15 protein-coding genes are annotated in these 17,992 nt (G+C 74.9%); 6 read left to right on the forward strand and 9 right to left on the reverse strand.

What is annotated here, in order from left to right:
- Nucleotides 1-150: 150 nt before the first annotated feature.
- The 4 genes from ACWF9Z_RS00915 to ACWF9Z_RS00930 form a co-directional block, all read right to left on the reverse strand.
- Nucleotides 151-1,362 carry an acyltransferase family protein gene (locus ACWF9Z_RS00915; protein WP_453596061.1) on the reverse strand — a complete coding sequence of 404 codons (1,212 nt, stop codon included), beginning with the start codon at nt 1,360-1,362 and terminating at the stop codon, nt 151-153.
- On the reverse strand, nt 1,359-2,402 hold the full coding sequence (locus tag ACWF9Z_RS00920) for an alpha/beta hydrolase (RefSeq protein WP_453596063.1): 1,044 nt from the start codon (nt 2,400-2,402) through the stop codon (nt 1,359-1,361). The genes ACWF9Z_RS00915 and ACWF9Z_RS00920 overlap by 4 nt, the downstream gene beginning before the upstream one ends.
- Before the next feature lie 125 nt (nt 2,403-2,527).
- The gene (locus ACWF9Z_RS00925; RefSeq protein ID WP_453596065.1) at nt 2,528-3,214 is read right to left on the reverse strand and encodes a response regulator; all 687 of its coding nucleotides are present in this window, start codon (nt 3,212-3,214) and stop codon (nt 2,528-2,530) included.
- Nucleotides 3,211-4,551 carry a sensor histidine kinase gene (locus ACWF9Z_RS00930; protein ID WP_453596067.1) on the reverse strand — a complete coding sequence of 447 codons (1,341 nt, stop codon included), beginning with the start codon at nt 4,549-4,551 and terminating at the stop codon, nt 3,211-3,213. Before ACWF9Z_RS00930 ends, ACWF9Z_RS00925 begins: the two co-directional genes overlap by 4 nt.
- A 150-nt stretch (nt 4,552-4,701) precedes the next feature.
- Between ACWF9Z_RS00930 and ACWF9Z_RS00935 the strand changes: the two genes are divergently transcribed.
- On the forward strand, nt 4,702-5,655 hold the full coding sequence (locus ACWF9Z_RS00935) for an AEC family transporter (protein WP_453596069.1): 954 nt from the start codon (nt 4,702-4,704) through the stop codon (nt 5,653-5,655).
- 66 nt (nt 5,656-5,721) lie between these two features.
- Nucleotides 5,722-6,114 (forward strand): hypothetical protein, encoded by a 393-nt coding sequence (locus tag ACWF9Z_RS00940; RefSeq protein ID WP_453596071.1) that lies wholly within the window; start codon nt 5,722-5,724, stop codon nt 6,112-6,114.
- Here the strand turns inward: ACWF9Z_RS00940 and ACWF9Z_RS00945 are convergent.
- From ACWF9Z_RS00945 to ACWF9Z_RS00960, 4 genes are all read right to left on the reverse strand, one after another.
- Nucleotides 6,068-6,985 carry a S1 family peptidase gene (locus ACWF9Z_RS00945; protein WP_453596073.1) on the reverse strand — a complete coding sequence of 306 codons (918 nt, stop codon included), beginning with the start codon at nt 6,983-6,985 and terminating at the stop codon, nt 6,068-6,070. The genes ACWF9Z_RS00940 and ACWF9Z_RS00945 overlap by 47 nt on opposite strands.
- A gap of 98 nt (nt 6,986-7,083) precedes the next feature.
- The gene (locus ACWF9Z_RS00950) at nt 7,084-8,613 is read right to left on the reverse strand and encodes an FAD-binding oxidoreductase (RefSeq protein WP_453596075.1); all 1,530 of its coding nucleotides are present in this window, start codon (nt 8,611-8,613) and stop codon (nt 7,084-7,086) included.
- A 131-nt stretch (nt 8,614-8,744) separates the two neighbouring features.
- Entirely contained in the window at nt 8,745-9,416 is a 672-nt protein-coding gene (locus ACWF9Z_RS00955; protein WP_453596076.1) for a class I SAM-dependent DNA methyltransferase, read from the reverse strand.
- A 45-nt stretch (nt 9,417-9,461) separates the two neighbouring features.
- Complete coding sequence (locus ACWF9Z_RS00960; protein ID WP_453596078.1) at nt 9,462-11,000, reverse strand: IucA/IucC family protein; 1,539 nt, start codon at nt 10,998-11,000, stop codon at nt 9,462-9,464.
- Between the two features lie 118 nt (nt 11,001-11,118).
- Between ACWF9Z_RS00960 and ACWF9Z_RS00965 the strand changes: the two genes are divergently transcribed.
- Together ACWF9Z_RS00965 and ACWF9Z_RS00970 are read left to right on the forward strand one after the other, a co-directional pair.
- On the forward strand, nt 11,119-12,804 hold the full coding sequence (locus tag ACWF9Z_RS00965; protein ID WP_453596080.1) for an IucA/IucC family protein: 1,686 nt from the start codon (nt 11,119-11,121) through the stop codon (nt 12,802-12,804).
- A gap of 125 nt (nt 12,805-12,929) precedes the next feature.
- Nucleotides 12,930-13,760 (forward strand): GntR family transcriptional regulator, encoded by an 831-nt coding sequence (locus ACWF9Z_RS00970; RefSeq protein WP_453596082.1) that lies wholly within the window; start codon nt 12,930-12,932, stop codon nt 13,758-13,760.
- A gap of 29 nt (nt 13,761-13,789) precedes the next feature.
- Here ACWF9Z_RS00970 and ACWF9Z_RS00975 read toward each other — a convergent pair whose 3' ends face one another.
- The gene (locus tag ACWF9Z_RS00975) at nt 13,790-14,686 is read right to left on the reverse strand and encodes a GntR family transcriptional regulator (RefSeq protein WP_453596084.1); all 897 of its coding nucleotides are present in this window, start codon (nt 14,684-14,686) and stop codon (nt 13,790-13,792) included.
- Between the two features lie 186 nt (nt 14,687-14,872).
- Here ACWF9Z_RS00975 and ACWF9Z_RS00980 point away from each other — a divergent pair, with 186 nt between their 5' ends.
- Both ACWF9Z_RS00980 and ACWF9Z_RS00985 read left to right on the forward strand, forming a co-directional pair.
- Nucleotides 14,873-16,423 carry a beta-N-acetylhexosaminidase gene (locus ACWF9Z_RS00980; RefSeq protein ID WP_453596086.1) on the forward strand — a complete coding sequence of 517 codons (1,551 nt, stop codon included), beginning with the start codon at nt 14,873-14,875 and terminating at the stop codon, nt 16,421-16,423.
- A 116-nt stretch (nt 16,424-16,539) separates the two neighbouring features.
- Nucleotides 16,540-17,943 carry a cellulose binding domain-containing protein gene (locus ACWF9Z_RS00985; RefSeq protein ID WP_453596527.1) on the forward strand — a complete coding sequence of 468 codons (1,404 nt, stop codon included), beginning with the start codon at nt 16,540-16,542 and terminating at the stop codon, nt 17,941-17,943.
- The last annotated feature ends 49 nt before the right edge of the window (nt 17,944-17,992 follow it).

Genomic DNA, 17,992 nt, shown 5'->3' on the forward strand with positions numbered 1-17,992 from the left:
CCAGCGGCGCCGCAACCCTCGCGAGCCGGCGGGCCGAAACGGGGGGGCGCGGACGGGGCTGGAGGGCAAAAGACCAGCGCGGCGCACGGCGAGCGCGCCCCCCCCCCCGGGGCGCGCCGCTCTCGTCTCGTACCGGGGTGCTGCTTCCCCTTACGCGAGACCCAGCGCGAACACCGCGAACGAGGCCGCCAGCAGGCCCGCCACCGTCCTGCGCACCGCCGAGGCCTTGGTCCACGGCTGCTCGAACCGCCGGGCGTACCGGGCGATCCCCACCAGCAGCGCCGCGAACACCGGCATCCACGCCAGCCGCGCCACGATCCATCCCAGACGGTCCGGCGCCGTCGTCAGCCCCGCCAGCTCGCCCACGAAGGATCCGGGCACGGCGGCCGCCAGCATCGCCGTCTGGTGCCAGCACAGGATCGTCATCGCGCACAGGTTGATCACGACCACCGGCGCCCACAGCGCCGGCCGGGCCAGCAGCCGCGCCAGCCGGTCGCGCAGCAGGATCGCCGCCCCCGACTGGGCCGAGGCCAGAGCCAGCACCAGCAACGACGGCGGGTGCGAGTTGGTCCGCGCCTCACCCGGTACGCCGACCATCGACGCCGGGTAGTGGAAGACCATCAGCAGCGCCGCGAACAGCGCGCCGCCGCCCGCGAGCAGCAGCCACGCCCCGCGCCGGCCGATCCGCCCCTCGCCCCAGGACACGCCCAGCTGGTAGGCGAAGAGCCAGCCCGGCAGGATGTTCACCAGCGCCAGCCAGCTCGGCACCGCGTCCGCGAAGGGCCCGTAGCGCAGGAAGTCGACCAGTGCGACCGAGGCGAGCAGCGGGGCCGCCGCCCAGCCGCCGAGCCGGTGCGCGGCCCGGACGCCGTACGGCGTCAGGGCGGTGACCGCCACGTACACCCCGACGAACCACAACGGCTGGATCACCAGCGTGGCCCCGGTCCGCAGCGTGGCCTCCGGCACCCCGCACAGGTACAGCACCGGGGCGGCCAGCGCCCACACCGCCGTGACCCCGAGCACCGGCCGCCCCAGCCGGGCCATGCGGCCCTTCAGCCAGGCCCCCGTGGAGCCGGTGCGCCGCCGGAAGGAGAGCACCGAGGCGTAGCCGCCGACCAGGAAGAAGATGCCGAGCATCTGGAGCACCCAACTGGCCGGGGCCAGGCCGCCGAAGGCGGAGAGGGGGCTGGCGTTGTGCAGGGCGCCTTCGGAGTCGAGGGTGAAACCGCCGAGCAGCCAGTGCCCGGTGGGGACGGCCAGCAGGGCCAGGGCCCGCAGTCCGTCGACGGCCCGGTCGCGGTGGGCCGGGGTCTTCGCTTCGATCCGGTCGGCGGTCGCCCGCGCCTGGGTGAGGAGGTTCATCGGGTCTCTCCCGTGGCGATCGCGGCGAAGGCATTCAAGGACTGGGTGCCGGGGGTGAAGTAGCCGGTGTGGCCGGCCACGTCGGCGGCGGGGATCCGGCGGGCCCCGAAGGCCGCCGAGGTGGGGTCGGCGCCGTGACCCAGCCCCGCGAACACGACGTTCGGCACGTTCGAGATCCAGTCGTGCGGCCCGCGGGCCGCCCAGACACGGGCGCTGGTGCGCAGTTCCCCGGCGGTGCCGGCCTGCATGCCGGGGGAGCCGAAGGCCACGATGTCGGTGGCGTCCGTGTGCCGGGCCGCCAGCCCGCAGACCACCGAGCCGTAGCTGTGGCAGAACAGCACCGGGTCGGGAGCGCCGACCGCGTCGAGCCCCTCGGTGAACCGGGCCAGCCGGACGGCGCCGGCCCGGGCGAGCCGCCCGTCGGCCACGTCCAGTCCGACCCCCACGGGGGTGGTGTAGCCGGTCCACGCGATGACGGCGGTCGTGTCCGGGACGGCGGAGCGCAGGGCGCGCGCCATGCCGGCCGGTCCGGTGTACGGGGCGCGCCCGCGGTCGTAGCCGGCGGCGTCGTTGTCCGAACCCGGCACGATCACCGAGACGTGCGCGGCCCGCCCCAGGTCGCCGAACACCTCGGCGACCTGGCCCCGCCCGCGCGGATCGAAGGCCAGGATCTGCCGTCCGGGCGCGGCGAGGGAGGCGAAGCGGGCCTCGCCCGTCGCGAGCACGGCCAGCCGGTTGGCCTCGTACCTGAGGGGGAGCGGGGCTCCGTCGAGATTGCCGACCACCAGCGGGTGGGACCGTACGAGGCCTTGCGTCCGCGCCTCGTCCAGCCCGGCGAAGAACCGCGCGACCTCCCGCGGGGACGCCCCCGCCGGATCCGGCACCGGCTGCCCGGGCACCGCGGCGGCCAGCCAGGACGCGGTGCCCGGCGGCGGGCCGGTGACCGCCGTCTGGGTGTCGGCGGAAGCCCATCCCGCGGTACCCGCGACGACGGCCACCGCCAGTGCGGCCGTGACCAGTGTCCTTGCGAAGCGGCGCATGCCCCTTCTCCTCTCCTCGTGACGAGGAGGAAGGTAAGAAGGAGATGCCGGTGCGGGCGTCGGACCGGGGAGCCAACCCGGATGTCATACCCCGGTAGGGGGTGGAGGAGAAGGCGGCGGGCGGATCAGGCGTCGCGCGCGTCGCCCGGACGCACCAGCCCCGCCTCGTAGGCGAAGATCACGGCCTGGGCCCGGTCCCGCAGATCCAGCTTGCCCAGCACCCGGCCGATGTGCGTCTTGACCGTCTGCTCGGCGAGCACGAGGTGACCGGCGATCTCCTGGTTCGACAGGCCGCGCGCGATGAGTTCCAGTACCTCGGTCTCCCGCGGGGTCAGCCCGTTCAGCCGCAGCGCCGGGTTCTTGCGCGGCGCCGGCCGACGCTCGACGAAGTCCGCGATCAGCCGCCGGGTCACCGACGGTGCCAGCAGGGCCTCGCCCGAGGCGACCACCCTGACCGCCGCGATCAGGTCCGCCGGCGGGGCGTCCTTGAGGAGGAACCCGGAGGCTCCCGCGCGCAGCGCCTCGTACACGTAGTCGTCGATGTCGAAGGTGGTCAGCATCAGCACCTTCGGCCGGTGCACCACCCCCGGCGGGGGATCGAGGAGCTCGCGGGCCGCGCTCAGCCCGTCCATCTCGGGCATCCGCACGTCCATCAGGACCACGTCGGGGTGGACGGTGCGGGAGACCTGGATGCCCTGGCGCCCGTCGGGCGCCTCGCCCACCACGTCGATGTCGGCCTGCGCCGACAGCAGTGCGGCGAATCCCGCCCGCACCATGGCCTGGTCGTCGACGATGATCACCCGGATGGTCAACTGGCTTCCTCGTCCGTCTCGTTCAGGGGCAGCAGGGGCAGCCGGGCGGCGACGCGGAAGCCGCCGTCGGGCATCGGGCCGGTGTCCAGCGTCCCGCCCGTCAACCGTACGCGCTCCCGCATGCCCACCAGACCGTGCCCGGTGCCCGAGGTTTCCAGGGCCACCACCGCGTCCCGCGCGGGACCGTTGACCACGAGCACGAGCACCTCTTCGGCGTCGAAGGTCACCGACACCCGGGTCGGCGCCCCCGGTGCGTGCCGCACCACGTTCGCCAGGGCCTCCTGCACGATCCGGTACGCGGACAGGTCCACGGCCGGCGGCGCGGCCTCCGCGGCGCCCGTGGCCAGCGACAGCTCCACCGGCTGCCCGGCCCGTACGGTCGCCTCCACCAGCTGCTGCAGCTTCCCGAGTCCCGGCTGCGGTGCCAGGTCGCGGCCGTTGGCCTCGTCGCCCCGCAGGACCGTCAGCAGCCGCCGCATCTCGCCCAGCGACTCCCGCGCGCTCGCCGCGATCGCCGTGAACTCCTCCCGTACCGGCTCCGCCATGCCGGGCAGCCGGTACGGCGCCGAATCCGCCTGCACCGTGATCACCGACATGTGGTGCGCCACCACGTCGTGCAGCTCCCGGGCGATCCGTGCCCGTTCCTCCAGCAGCGTGCGCCGGGCCCGCTCGGCCTCGCTGATGCTCTCCTGCTCGGCGATCTTCTGGCGTGCGTCCCCGAGTCCGCGCAGCGCCCCCGTCAGCGCGAGCACCACCCCGCTCAGCACGAACAGCAGCGCCACGGTGCTGACCACGTCGGCCGGGTGGAAGAAACCCAGCACGACTCCGGCCGCCCCCGTCACCAGCCACACCCCGATCAGGGTCCGGATGGACTCGCGCAGCCCCAGGCAGACCATCAGCACCAGGTAGCCGATGATCACCATCGGGGTCCAGGGCCAGGCGTGCCCGGCCACCCGGTCCGCCTGGGTCAGGACCACGGCCCCGACGACGTCGGCGAACAGCACCAGCGCCCACGCGGGGAGCGGCCGGGTCACGGCGAGCAGCAGCGGCACGGTCTGGGCCACGCCCAGCGCGCCGGCCCAGCCGCCGCCCGCCGCGTAGTCGTTGGTCAGCACCACGACCGTGACCGGCAGCAGCGTCACCACGCACACCGCGGCCACGGCGTACGGCAGCATCCGCTGCCAGGCCCTGGGTGCCTGCGCGAACAACGGCTCGGCGGCCCGCGCGGGCGTGCGGAGCGCCACGCCGAGCTGGGCCAGGGAGCGGGGCGTCCGCGCGGCGGCGCCGCCTGCGGCCGCCCCGGCGGACGGGGATCGGAATCGGGCTCGGTCGCTCATGATCGGTCCACCTTATGCACGGGTGAGGCCGCCCGCGACGCACCCGTGGGCGCGGCATAGACTGCGCCGGGCCCGAAGGGCAAGATCACGAAGTCTCAGGGCACGGCACGGCATACGGCAGGGCACGGCACGGCGGGGGAGCGAGTACCTATGGGCGGGGCGGTCGCGCTCGAGAAACTGATGCCGGTCGTCCTGGCGTTCGGCGCGGGCGTGCTGCTCGCGCGCCGCAAGGTGGTGCCCGCCGAGGCCTCCAAGGCCTTCGCCGACTACGCCTTCCTCTTCGCCGTCCCCTGCTACCTGTTCGGCAACATCTACGCCGCCGACCTCTCCGCCCTCTTCGACTGGCGGGCCATCGGCGGCTACGCGGCGGCCGCCGCCCTCGCGGGCTGTGCCCTGGCCCTCGCCTCGGGTCTGGCCGGCCTGCGGGATCCGCGCGACGTGGCGCTGCGCGTGATGGCCGGGGTCCAGGTGAACACCGCCTACTTCGCCGTCCCCGTCTTCATCACCTTCTTCGGGACGGCGGCCCCGATCTTCCCGGTCCTGCTCTTCCAGGTCTGCGTCCTGTCCCTGGTCGTCATCTCCGTCATGGAACTGGGCCGTACCGGTCCGGGCGCGGGCGGCCCGGCCCGACGGCTGGCCCGAGCGGTCGGCTCCTCCCTCGCCACCCCGCTGGTGCTCGCCTGCAACGCCGGCATCCTCCTCAACCTGCTCTCCGTGCACGTCCCGAAGGTGGTGCTGGACGGCGCCGCCTTCGTCGGCGACAGCGCCTCCCCGGTGGCCCTCTTCGCCCTCGGCCTCCACCTCGGCGGCATCGGCCTCGACGTCCGGGGCACCACGCGCGAGGAGATGGCGCTCATCGGGTTCAAGTGCCTGGTCTTCCCGCTGCTCGCCTGGGCGGTCTGCGGGGCGCTGTTCGGGGTGCGGGGCGAGTGGCTGACGTACCTCGTGCTGATCGCGGCGATGCCGACTCCGCAGAACCTGTTCATCTTCGCCCAGCGCTACGACGTGGGAGTGGACCTCTCCGCCTCCGTCGTGATCAAGAGCTCGGTGGTGTCCCTGCTGCTCCTGCCGCTGTGGCTGCCGGCCGTGTCCCTGGCCTCGTAGGCACGTCCGCGGCGGCTCCGCCGGGGACCCCTCGTTCCCCCGGCGGGCCCCGCTCGTTGATCCGGCATGGAGCTGCCGATCCTCGCGGCGCCCGGAGTCGGGGAACGGGCCGACACCGTGGCCGATGCCGCCTGCCACCTGTACGACACCGTCGCGCTCTGGGGGCACGCACCGCCCGGAGGATGGAGCCGGACGGCCGCGGAGGACGCCGCCGAGGCCATCGAGACGGCCGCGCACGCCCTCGCCTCCGCGCACCCGCGCGCGGAGGTGATCCTCGCCCCGGTCCACACCGCCCTCGCGGACCTGCGCCGTCAGCTCGGCCTCGCGTCCGCCGAACCGCTCACCGCCGACGGGCTGCCGGCGACCCCGCGGACGGTGGGCAACCCGCGCCGCACCCGCTGGGAGCGGGTGCTCATGCCACCTTTGCCCCGGCAAGAGCCGTCTCGTACAACTTCCTGATGTCGGGACCGAAGTAGGAGCTGTAGGAGGTGTCGGCTGTGTCCCCGCCCGTCTTCCAGCCGCCGATCACCCCGACCACGTCGCCGGTCTCCGTCCGCTCGTCGAAGCCGGTCAGGAAGGGCCCGCCACTGGTGCCGCCCGGATAGCCGGTGCAGTCGATCCGCAGGAACGACCCGGGGATCCCGGGATCGGTGCTGGTGAACTTCGTCGTACGGTTCACGCACAGCCGCGGCCGGGCGGCGGAGGCCGGGTAGCCGATGAGCGACACGTTCTTGTGCGCGTACGTGGCGCCCGTGACCAGGCGGTTGCCGCCCACCACGTCCTCCACCGGGAACCCGTCGGCGTCCGGGCCGACCTGGGCGAAGGCCACGTCGAGGGTGGCGCCCCGGTCCGCCCCCAACTGCCGGTAGCGCGGGTCGATCCACACCTTGGAACGGCCGGCCGCGTTGCGCAGGATCGGGAACATCCCGTACGGCTGCGGGTTCCCGGCCGTGTACTGCGGTACGAAGGCCACCTGCCGGGCGTCCGTCCCGAGCAGGCAGTGCGCCGCGCTGAGGACCAGGTCGCGGCCGGGGGAGGAGACGACGCTCGCCGTGCAGAAGTACGCGCCGCCGCCCTTCATGACGAACATCCGGCCGACGACCGGGATGCCGTCGAAGTCCTGCCCGGTGCCGTTGCTCTCCGCCGGGGCCCCGCCGCGGCTGATCGGGACCGCGGACGCCATCCGGTCGGGCGTCCAGAAGGTCTCCGCCTCCCGGGCCGACCACCGTGCGGCCGGCGGCGGCACGCTCCCGGCCTGGGCCACGGGCAGCGGTCCGGCCGGCAGCAGCAGGGCGGCCGTCGTCGCCGCAACCGTCAACGCACGTCGCATTTCCGTCTCCTCTTCGTCTTCGCTGGAGGGGGATGGAGCAGGGCCGGGGCGCCGCCGCGCTCGCGCGGGCAGACCTCCGGGCCACGGCACGGGTGCCGCTAGAGGGCTTGGGGGAAGCGGAACAGGCGGTCCGGGTCGTACCTGCGCCGGACCTCTTCGAGACGGGCCAGGTTCGGCCCGTAGTAGGACGTGCGCCAGCCGCTCAGCTCGGGGTCGGCGTAGTTCTGGTAGGCGGCTCCGCTCGCCCAGGGGCGCAGGTCCCGCCAGAGCCCGTCGAGCCAGGCCCGGTGCCGGGCGATGTCCGCGGCCGGGGCCGTGCCGGGCCAGTAGGCGAGGTACTGGGCGAGGAAGCCGGCGGCGCGGTGCGCGAAGGCGGTCGCCCCGGCCGGGAGCCGGTTCAGGGCGCCGCCGCAGACCCCGTCGAACTGCACCACCCCCAGCCCGCCGCGCGGAACGCTCCCGGCATGGCGCCGGACGGCCGCCAGCACGGTCCCGGCCGCCTGCTCGGTCAGTGCGCCCGGGGCCCAGAAGTCGGAGCGGGCGGCGTACGAGTCCCGGCCGAGCCGGCCCCGGGGACCGTGGCCGGGCAGGGAGCCGGGGAGCCGGCACTCGGCGGGACCGAGGTCGAGGCATCCCGACATGGACCGGACGGTGTCCCCGTAGCCGCGCACCACGATCCAGCTGTCCCGGGGCGGCCCGCCCACCAGGTCGGACAGCCGGGTCAGCTGCCGCTCCAGCTCGGCGCGCCCGCCGTCCAGGCAGACCACCCGCAGCGCCGGGGCGCCGACCGGACCGCCGTCGACGGCAAACTCCACCTGGCTCCAGAACGGGTCCGGCAGCCCCTCCAGCCAGCGCTGCCAGCCGCCCAGGACGGCGGTGGACTCGGCGGGGGACCAGTGCAGCTCGGCGAAGGCGCAGTCGGCGACGGGATGGGCGCGGAACCCAAATCCGGTGACCACCCCGAAGTTTCCGCCCCCGCCGCCGCGCAGGGCCCAGAACAGGTCCGGATCGTTGTCGGCGCCGACCTCGCGGACGGTTCCGTCGGGGGTCACCACGGTGGCGCCGGTGAGCTGGTCGGACGTGGCCCCGTAGGACCGGGAGGACAGGCCCAGTCCGCCGCCGAGGGTGAGCCCGGCGATGCCGACGGAGGGACACAGCCCGGTCGGGACGGCCAGTCCCCGCGGGGCGAGAGCGGAGTTCACCTCCCCGAGCCGGGCGCCGGCGCCGATCCGCACCTCGGTCCCGGCGGCCGCGGAGGCGCCGGACACCTCGGCCATCGCCCCGACGTCGATGACCAGACCGCCCTCCCGGGTGGACCAGCCGGCGTAGCCGTGGCCGCCGCCGCGCGGCGCCACCGGGACGGCCGAGCGGCGCGCGAAGTCCAGGCAGGCGGCCACGTCCCCCGGGTGGGCCGGGTAGGCCACGGCGCCCGGCCGGACCGTGTCGTAGCGGGGCTGGAAGAGCCGGCGGGCCTCGGCGTAGTCCGGGTCCCCGGCCGTCACCACCCGGCCGTCGAGGGCGCGGGCCAGGGCCGCGTAGTCCGGGCCCGCGCGGCGGACCGTCGCACCGACCGAGGCGAGTATGCCGGCGGTGGCGCCCGCGAGGACCTGGCGGCGGTGGAGGCTCATCCCTCCTTCCTGCCACCGCCGGGCACGTTCGGGGCGAAGGCGGGCCCACGGGAGCCGAGTTGCCCCCCGAACGGCGTATCCCCTGGGCCGGGCCGCCGGGCCGGCCGGCGAGAGCCGTGGAAACGGGTGTGTCAGACGGTTCCGGTCCGCGCCGCCTTCCGGGCCAGCAGGAAGCCCCGCGGGGATCTCTCCCGGGCGTCCGGCTCCCGGATCAGGCGGGCCACCTCGGCCAGACCGGCGCCGGCCAGCAGGGCGGCGACGTGCCCGGGCGGGGTCCCGTACACGTCGAGCGAGACCGGATGTCCGTACGCGTGTTCCAGGCGGATCTTCTCGTCGCCCGCCTCGAACGCGATCAGCGCGTACCCGCCGGGAGCCAGCACCCGCGCGAACTCAGCGAACAGCGGCGGGAGTTCGGAAGGCGGTGTATGGACGGTGGAGTACCAGGCCAGTACCCCGCCCAGCACCCCGTCCGCCACGTCCAGCGCGCCCATCGAGCCGACCTCGAACCGCAGCCCCGGATACGACCGGCGGGCCACCGCCACCATCGCGGGGGACAGGTCGACGCCGAAGGCCCGTACACCGAGCCCGTCGAGGTGCGCCGTCACGCGGCCCGGACCGCAGCCGAGGTCCGCGACCGCCCGGCCGCCCGACGGATCCTCCCCGCGCACGTACTCGGCGAAGGCGGCGAGCACGGCCCGGTCCAGGGGCTTGCCCGCCAGTTCGGTGCTCAGCAGGCGGGCGTAGTCGGCGGCGACGGCGTCGTAGGACGCCCGGACGCCGTTCAGGTGCGAAGTCGATGCCATGCCCCTGGACAGTAGCCCGCCGGTGCCTCCGGGACCCGGACCGGATCAGGAAACCCCCAGCGGATTGTCCAGCCCGGCCCACTGATCGCCCGGGACGCCGGGGCTCAGCCGCATCAGGGTCAGCGCCTTGGTGGGCAGCGGGCCGGTCAGGAGCGCCTCGGTGTCGGCGGTGCGCGCGAGGCCCGGCGCCGCCGCCGCGAGGTCCGCGCCGAGGGCGGCGGCCGAACCCGCCGTGGAGCCGAGCGCCCCGGCCACCAGGGAGCCGAAGAGCTTGCGCCGCAGGGCGGTCACGTCGTCGGTGATCAGACGGCCGGACAGCGGCGGTACCGGCAGACCGTGGCGGGCGAGCCGGGCCGGGCTGATCCGGATGTCGGCGAGGTCGCGGTAGACCAGCCGCAGCGGGGTGCCGTCCGCGGCGAGGACGACCAGCAGGTTCTGGCCGTGGGCCTCCAGGGCCACCCCGAGGTCCAGGACCCGCAGGCACACGGACAGCGCGAGGCGGGCGAAACCGGCCCGCCAGGGCGCGGAGCGCGCGTACGGGGTGAGGGCGAGGGCGGCGACGGGCAGGACGCGCTCGCCCGCGCCGGCGTCCGCGTACGCCTCGGGCGGCTCGCGGAGCACGGCGGCGAGGTCCGGGGTGTGCGCGGTGACGGCGCCCAGGGTGCGGGTGATGTGGAGGCGGCCGTCGAGCCGTTCGGCGAGGCTCTGCGCGAAGGCCGAGACGGCGGCGGCCGTCTCGACGGAGTAGACGGAGATGTCGCGCACCGAGGAGGTGAGACGGGTGCTGAGCGCTGTCTTCACGTGCGGGCCGCCGTCGGCGGGGGAGAGCGTGCGCAGGGCCATCAGCGGGTGCGCGTACGGTCCGGGCCGCAGTTCCTGACCCGGCGAACCCCCCTGCTTCACGACGTGCTCGGCCTGCCAGGGGTGGACGGGTACGAGGATCCGCCCGGCCTCCCGCCAGCCTTCCGGCCAGTCCCCGGCGACCAGGCACTCGCCGGCCGGTACGGCGGCCAGCCCGAGCGGGACCGACGGCCGGTGCTCGGGCGCGTACGCCAGCTGCTCGGCGACCGTGAATCCCGGCCGGGAGCGGCAGTTGGGGTGGTACGGGTGCCCGTCGACGATCCGCTGCTCCCACTCCCAGGTGGTCCGCGGCTCCCGGTCGGGCCCGGCCGGCTGCCCGGCCCGGGACAGGGCGAGGGAGGCGGTGCTGCCGTCGAGTTCGGCGGCGAACTCCTCCCCGTGCGCCACCCCGAGCGCGGCCACCAGCCGCGCGGCGTGCCGGTACGGGCGGCCGTCGAGCAGCAGTTCGGCGGCGTAGGGGGCGGTGGCGTACGGATCCGGGAGCGGTCCCTCCAGCCGGGCGCCCGAGGCGAGCCGGAGCGCCAGGCCGCTGGAGCCGCGCTCGACGCTCTCCACCCACGGCAGGGGTTCGCAGGCGAGCGCCCGCCACAGCCGGGTCAGCACGGCGGCGCGGGCACCGGGGAGCGCGGCGGCGTACGCGGGCCCGAGAGCGGGGCGGATTCCGGCCGGTGCGGCCAGCTCGGCGGCCACGGATTCTTCGGCCGGGGTACGGGGGAGGTGCATGCTGGGGAGCAGGGTCCGGTCCTCTCGGGTGGCGTGGTGATCAGTTCATCATCGCGGATACTGAAGATCACGGCCGGTGGTCCCGTACCGGGGACCTCCGGCGTACCGGAATGACCGAATGGAATCAGTGGACCTCAACGCCGCCGACGATGCCCGCCCCGCCGACGTCGCTGCCGACGCCGCGGCCGACGCCTATGCGGCCGCCCCGCTGCTGAACTGCCTGCTCAGAGAGGCGGCCGAGCGCACCGGGTGCGGCGAGGGCGGCGAACGCTCCTACCGGCTGCTCGGCAGTGGCAGGCTGCTGCGGGTGCGCGCCGGGCGCCGGCCCGAGGGCCCCGAGCTGCGCACGGCGGGCGGCTGGCACCCGCTCAGCCACACCGAGCTGGTGAAACTCGTCTCCGACGAACTGCGCCAGTACACCGGGGTGTCCAACGACGAGCTCCCGGTCGAGATCGCCGACAGCCGGGAGACGGTGGCCGCGCTGCTGGCCGCCCGGGCCGCGGCCGAGCCGCCGGTGGACCCGTACGTCCGCTCCGAACAGTCCCTGGTCATGGGACATCCGCACCATCCGGCGCCCAAGGCCCGGGGCGGCGCGCCGGCGGCGAGCTGGCTGTCCTACGCCCCCGAGGCGTACGCGCGGTTCCCGCTCGTCTTCCTGGGGCTGCGGGAGGACCAGGTGGTGGAGGAGGGCGGACCGGGCGCGGCCTCCGCGATCGACGCGCTGGCGGCGGCGTGCGGCGGACCGCGCCCGCCCGCCGGCTACCGGCTGCTGCCCGCCCACCCCTGGCAGCTCGACCTGGTCGGGGCCCGGGGGGCGGTGCGCGAGGCCTTCGCGGACGGGCGGCTGCTGCGGCTGGGGACCGGCCGGCAGCGCGTCTGGCCGACCGCCTCGATCCGTACCCTCTACGTGCCCGGGGCACGAGAACCGGCCGAAGGGGACGCGGAGGCCGGCGGTGCTTTCCGTGCCGGTGCCGGTGCCGGCGGCGACGGGGTCGGCGGCGACCGCGCGGGCGAGGGCGCGGGCGACCTCTTCGTGAAGTTCAGTCTCGACGTGCGGATCACCAACGACGTGCGCCGGCTCTGGCGCCACGACCTGCTGAAACTCCGGCGCACCGACGCGGCGGTCGAAGCGGGCTTCGCGGAGCTGCGCCGGTCCGGCTCGCGCGCCGCCTGGCTTCCCGACCGGGGCTACCGGACGGCCGCCTTCGCGTTCGAGGAACTCGCCGTGCTGGTCCGCGACGGTCTGCGGCCGCACCGTGAGCCGGGGCTCACGCCGCTGCTGGCCGCCGCGCTGGCGGAGGGGTACCGGGGCAGCCCGCTCGCGGGCACGTCCGACCCGGCCGGGTGGTGGGGTGCGTACCTGCGCCAGGTGGTGCCGCCCGTGCTGCACCTGTTCGCCCGGCACGGCATCGTCCTGGAGGCCCACCTCCAGAACACCCTGGTCGCCGTCGACGCCGCGGGCGTACCGGCGCAGGCCCTCTTCCGTGACGCGGAGGGCGTGAAGCTCCTGCCGGACATCGAGCGCGGGGCCGCCTGGCAGCGCCTGGTCTACTGCCTGGTGGTCAACCACCTGACGGAGGTGGCCGGAGCCCTCGCCCAATGCCATCCGGAGGCGGCCGCGGGGCTGTGGCCCGCTGCCCGCGAGGAGTTCCGGCGGTTCGACGCCGCCCACGGCCTCCCCGAGATCGGGGCCCTGCTGGCCGCCCCCACCCTCCCGGCCAAGACGAACCTGCTGTTGCGCTGGACCCGCGCCGACGGCGCGGACGCCCGCTACCTGCCGCTTCCCAATCCGCTGCACTGCTGAGGGGGGAGGGCGCTTTTGGCCAAACCGGTCCGGAATCCGGATACCCGCACACCGATAGGTATAGACCAATGCTACGTTGGTCGGGCAGACCGCGCAGTCCTTGACCACCCGTCAGAGGAGAAGCCATGCCCTCCCCTTCGCGGGGCGGCGGCCCGGCCGTCATGCCCAAGTACCAGCGGATCGCCGCAGCGTTGCGGCAGGAGCTCGACCGCACCGCTCTGGTGCCCGGCGCCACACTGCCCTCCGAGCGCAGTCTCGCCGTCCGCTACCAGGTCAACCGGCAGACCATCCGCGCCGCCCTCCAGCACCTGCGCGACGACGGCCTCGTCGTCACCGGCCGCCGGGGCACCCGGCCGGCCCTCCAGCACCAGGTGCCGGTGCGCCAGCAGCAGGAGACGCGGCAGCCGGATCCCGTGCCCGCACCGGTGACGGCCGCGAGCGTGTCCGAGCCGACGGCGCCGTCGCCGGCGACGGCGCCCGAGCCGGGCTCCGCGCAGAGCTGGCTCACGCTCGTCACCTTGGCGCCCGCCCTCGCCGAGCAGCTCGGCATGACCGGCGGCGAGCGGACCCTGGTCCACCACCACCGCGAGAACGGACCGGGGGGCCGGACGCGGCGGCACGCGGTGACGTACCTCTGCCCGCGCGCCGTCGCCGGGAGCCCCGAACTCGCCGGCTACCGCGAGCGCGCCGCGGCGGGCGTCCGCGACGAGGACCTGCGCCCCCTCCATCTCTGGCTGGAGCGCACCACGCGGGCCGGCCGGATCGCCGAGACCATCACCATGACGCGGACCACCTTCCCCCGGGCCGCGACCCCGGCCGGCGGCGGCCTCTCCGTACGCCGCACCCTGTACGACGCCGCCGGAAGGCTGTTCGCCGTCACCGATCTCGCCTTCCCCACCTGGGACCGGCTGACCTTCGACCGGACCCATCCCGCGACCGGCTTCCGGGTGACGTAGCGAGCCCCCGGGGGCCGGGCCCGGAGCCGTCAGGACCCGGTGTGGATGTCCCCGGAGGTGGTGGAGGTGATGACCGCCCGACGGCCGAGGTCGCCCGGCGGGATCCCCGGATGGTGGCCGCCCGGCCGCCCGGCTCCCGGGGAGACCCCGAGGGCCAGCCGCGAGACGATCCGGTACCGGTCGCCCCGGTAGACGGAATGCACGTACTCCACCGGGCGCCCGGTGGAATCCGTGGTGAGCCGCTCGATGAGCAGGGCGGGGGAGAGCAGCGGGACGTCCAGCAGGCCCGCCTCCGCCTCGTTCACCACGGTCGGCTCGATGGACTGCTGCGCCTCGTGCACGAAGACGCCGTGGTGGTTGCGCAGGTGCTCGTAGAGATCCCCGGCCTCCAGCTCCGCCGGGGTCAGGCTGGGTACCAGGGCGGCCGGGATGTGCAGGTGTTCGATCGCCATCGGGGCTCCGTCCACCAGCCGCAGCCGGGCGATGTACAGCAGCTGCGCGCCCGGCGAGATCCGCAGCCGGCGGCCGATGCGGGCGCCCGCCGGGACGGTCGAGTGTTCCAGGACCCGGCTGGACCAGTGTCCGGAGGCCTGGCGCATGGCGAACGCCGCCTCGTCGGAGGCCAGTTCCTGGGTGATCTTGGCCGGGGCGACGAACATTCCGCGCCCGTGCTCCCGTACGAGGGCGCCCGTGGCCACCAGCTCGTCCACCGCCGCGCGCAGGGTGGGCCGGGAAACCTCCAGGGTGGCGCACAGGGTGCGTTCGGAGGGGATGGCGTCACCGGGCCGGCGGATGTCGATGAGGCCCAGCAGGTGCTCGCGGACCCGCTCCCGCTTGAGAACCGCCCCCGAGGGGTGGGAAGAGCCGGACGCGTCCTTCTCCACGGTCCGCCCCACTTCCCTCCGGCCACCTGTCCAACTGGTCATGCGTATCTAACCACTCGGACGCGGGGGGCGCGAGGTGTCCGCCGAAATTCCTGGGTGCGTTCGGGGTTGACGGCACACGCGGGCCGTGCCACCTTCTAGCCACTCAGCTAACCAATTGGTCAGTTGGTCAACCTGCCGCTCCCTACGGGGAGTTGCTCCGCGACCAGGTGAGGAACCCCCGACGCCGTGTCCGCCGCCGCTGCCCTCCACCCCGACCTCGGGCTCGTCCCGCGTCCCGACTCGCTCACTGTCCAGCCCGGCCGCTTCGCCCTGGACCGGCACGACGGCCTGCGCGCCGGCCCCGGCGCCGAGGCGGCTGCCGCACTCCTGCGCGAACTGCTCGCCCCCGCGACGGGACCGGCCCTGGAGCCGAGCCCCGACGGCCGGATCGCCTTCCTCCTGGATCCAGCGGAGGCCGGGCTCGGCGCCGAGGGGTACGTCCTCACCGTCCGGCCCGACGCCGTCGTGCTGCGCGCCGCCCGCCCCGCGGGGCTCCTCCACGGGGTCCAGACCCTGCGCCAGCTGCTGCCGCCCGAGGCGCTGGCCGCCGGGGGCACGCAGCCCCGTACGGCCGCCCCCGGCTGGTCGCTGCCCTGTGTGCGGATCACCGACCGGCCCCGGTTCGCCTGGCGCGGAGCCATGCTGGACGTGGCCCGGCACTTCCAGCCCGTGGAGTACCTGCGTCGCTTCGTGGACCTCCTCGCCCTGCACAAGCTCAACGTCCTGCACCTGCACCTCACGGACGACCAGGGCTGGCGGATGCCCGTCGCCGCACATCCCCGGCTCACCGAGATCGGCGGCCGCCGAGCCGAAAGCGCGGGGGACGGCACGCCGCACGAAGGGGCCTACACCCGAGCCGAGCTGGCCGGCCTCGTCGCGTACGCGGCCCGGCGCGGGGTGAGCGTCGTCCCCGAGATCGAGATGCCCGGCCACGCCCGCGCCGCGCTCGCCGCGTACCCCGGACTCGGCAACCGGCCCGGCGTCCGGCTGGAGCCGTGGACCCGCTGGGGAGTCTGCGAGAACGTCTTCGGGGTCCACGACGCGGTGCTCGACTTCTGCCGAGAGGTCCTGGACGAGGTGGCGGACGTGTTCCCCGGTCCCTACGTCCACGTCGGCGGCGACGAATGCCCCACCGTGGAATGGGAACGCTCCCCGGCCGCCCGTGCGCGGATCGCCGCCGAGGCGCTGGCCGGCCCGGGCGCGCTCCACGGCTGGTTCCTCGGAGCCGTCGCCGACCACCTGGCCCGGCTCGGCCGCCGGCCGCTCGGCTGGACCGACACCGGTGGCGAACTCCCCGCGCGGTTCACGGCTCTGGCCTGGCGCGACGCGGAGCACGGGCGCGCCGCCGCACTGCGCGGCCACGACGTGGTCATGGCCCCGTACCGCTCCACCTACCTCGACTACCCGCAGTCCGCCGACCCCGGCGAGCCGCGCGGCCAGGACGGCGTGCTCGACCTGCGCGGCGTCTACGAGAACGAGCCGGTCCCCCCGCACTGGGAGCCCGAGGCGGCCCGCCGCGTCCTGGGCACCCAGGCGCAGCTGTGGACCGAGTACGCCCGCACCCCGGCGGAGCTCGAGTACCTGGCCTTCCCGAGGCTGTGCGCCCTGGCCGACACCGCCTGGTCGGCGCACCGCGACTGGCCGCACTTCCGCCGCCGGCAGGACCACCACCAGACCCGGCTCGCCGCCCTCGGCGTGCGCGGCCGAACCCCGCACTCCCCTCTGCTCATCCCGTGATCCCCCCACCCCGAGATCCCCCCACCCCGAGAGGACGCAGCATGCGAACGCTCCGAACCGCCGAAGCCCCCCGAGGCAACCGGACCGGCAGGCGCCGTACGGCCGTTGCCCTGGCCATGGCCCTGACCGCCGGGCTCGGCTCGGCGGCCCTGACCGCCCTGCCCGCCACCGCCGCGGCCGACTCCGTCAAGGTCCAGTACCGCACCAGCGCCACCGGGGCCACGGCCGACCAGGCGGAGCCCTGGTTCAAGGTGGTCAACAACGGCTCCGCCGCCGTCTCCCTCGGCCAGGTCAAGCTCCGCTACTACTTCAAGGCCGACGGTCCGGACACCCAGTACCGCTACGCCTGTTCCTGGGCGGTCAAGGGCTGTGCCCAGATCACCGGCACCTTCGGCACCCTGGCCCACCCCACGGCCACCGCCGACCGCTACCTGGAGATCACCTTCGCCGCCGGCGCGGGCACCCTCGCACCCGGCGCCGACACCGGCGACATGCAGCTGCGCTTCTACCGCGCCGACTGGCAGACGCTGCGGCAGTCCGACGACTACTCCTTCGACGGATCCCGCACGGCGTACGGGGACTGGAACAAGGTGACCGCCCAGCTGGGCTCCACCACCGTCTGGGGCACCGCGCCGGGAGGCAGCACCCCGGACCCCACCCCCACGCCGACCGACCCCACGCCCACCCCGACCCCGACCGACCCGGGACCGGCCGGAGCCACCCTCTTCGACGACTTCACGTACACCTCGTCCACGGACCCGGCGATGGCGGCCCACGGCTGGAACGTGCGCTCCAACTCCGGCGGTCCCGGAGTCCCGGGCGCGGCCTGGTCGCCGGAGAACGTCACCTTCGCCGCCGACGGCGGCAACTCCGTCATGAACCTGGAGACCTCCACGGCCGGCTCCGGGGAGAGCACCAAGCAGACCGAGGTGCTCACCAAGGCGACGAAGTTCAAGAACGGCACGTACGCGGCGCGCGTGAAGTTCTCCGACGCCCCGAAGTACGGTCCGGACGGCGACCACCTCGTGCAGACCTTCTTCACCATCAACGACCTCAAGGCCCCGATGGCCGACGACTACGCCGAGTACGACTTCGAGTACCTCCCCAACGGCGGCTGGGGCGAGCCCTCGAACATCCTCTACACCACGTCCTGGGAGACGTACCGCCCCGACCCGTGGGAGGCCGTCAACCAGCACACCGAGTCCCGGATCAGCTACGCGGGCTGGCACGACCTGGTGCTGACCATCGACGACAACGCCATCACCTACTCCATCGACGGTCAGGTCTTCGGCACGCACGACGCCCGGTACCTGCCCGAGCGCCCGATGTCGATCAACTTCAACCAGTGGCTGATCGACCTCAACGGCCAGCCCGGATCCACACCCCGCGCCTATGACCAGAAGGTCGACTACGTCCTGCACGTCAAGGACCAGGTGCTCACCCCGGCCCAGGTCGCGGCCAAGGTGGGCGCCTACCGCACGGCGGGCACGGCCTTCGTGGACACGGTCCCGGGGGCCTGACCGGCGCCCCGCGAGGCGGGGGTGCGCCACGGGCCCGCCGGCCCGTGGC

It is taken from the genome of Streptomyces sp. NPDC054961 (assembly GCF_053609145.1).

Coding starts and splice junctions, on each gene's coding strand:
- ACWF9Z_RS00915 (WP_453596061.1), bottom strand. CDS start 1,362: ATGAACCTCCTCACCCAGGCGCGGGCGACCGCCGACCGGATCGAAGCG.
- ACWF9Z_RS00920 (WP_453596063.1), bottom strand. CDS start 2,402: ATGCGCCGCTTCGCAAGGACACTGGTCACGGCCGCACTGGCGGTGGCC.
- ACWF9Z_RS00930 (WP_453596067.1), bottom strand. CDS start 4,551: ATGAGCGACCGAGCCCGATTCCGATCCCCGTCCGCCGGGGCGGCCGCA.
- ACWF9Z_RS00935 (WP_453596069.1), top strand. CDS start 4,702: ATGGGCGGGGCGGTCGCGCTCGAGAAACTGATGCCGGTCGTCCTGGCG.
- ACWF9Z_RS00940 (WP_453596071.1), top strand. CDS start 5,722: ATGGAGCTGCCGATCCTCGCGGCGCCCGGAGTCGGGGAACGGGCCGAC.
- ACWF9Z_RS00945 (WP_453596073.1), bottom strand. CDS start 6,985: ATGCGACGTGCGTTGACGGTTGCGGCGACGACGGCCGCCCTGCTGCTG.
- ACWF9Z_RS00950 (WP_453596075.1), bottom strand. CDS start 8,613: ATGAGCCTCCACCGCCGCCAGGTCCTCGCGGGCGCCACCGCCGGCATA.
- ACWF9Z_RS00955 (WP_453596076.1), bottom strand. CDS start 9,416: ATGGCATCGACTTCGCACCTGAACGGCGTCCGGGCGTCCTACGACGCC.
- ACWF9Z_RS00960 (WP_453596078.1), bottom strand. CDS start 11,000: ATGCACCTCCCCCGTACCCCGGCCGAAGAATCCGTGGCCGCCGAGCTG.
- ACWF9Z_RS00965 (WP_453596080.1), top strand. CDS start 11,119: ATGGAATCAGTGGACCTCAACGCCGCCGACGATGCCCGCCCCGCCGAC.
- ACWF9Z_RS00970 (WP_453596082.1), top strand. CDS start 12,930: ATGCCCTCCCCTTCGCGGGGCGGCGGCCCGGCCGTCATGCCCAAGTAC.
- ACWF9Z_RS00975 (WP_453596084.1), bottom strand. CDS start 14,686: ATGACCAGTTGGACAGGTGGCCGGAGGGAAGTGGGGCGGACCGTGGAG.
- ACWF9Z_RS00985 (WP_453596527.1), top strand. CDS start 16,540: ATGGCCCTGACCGCCGGGCTCGGCTCGGCGGCCCTGACCGCCCTGCCC.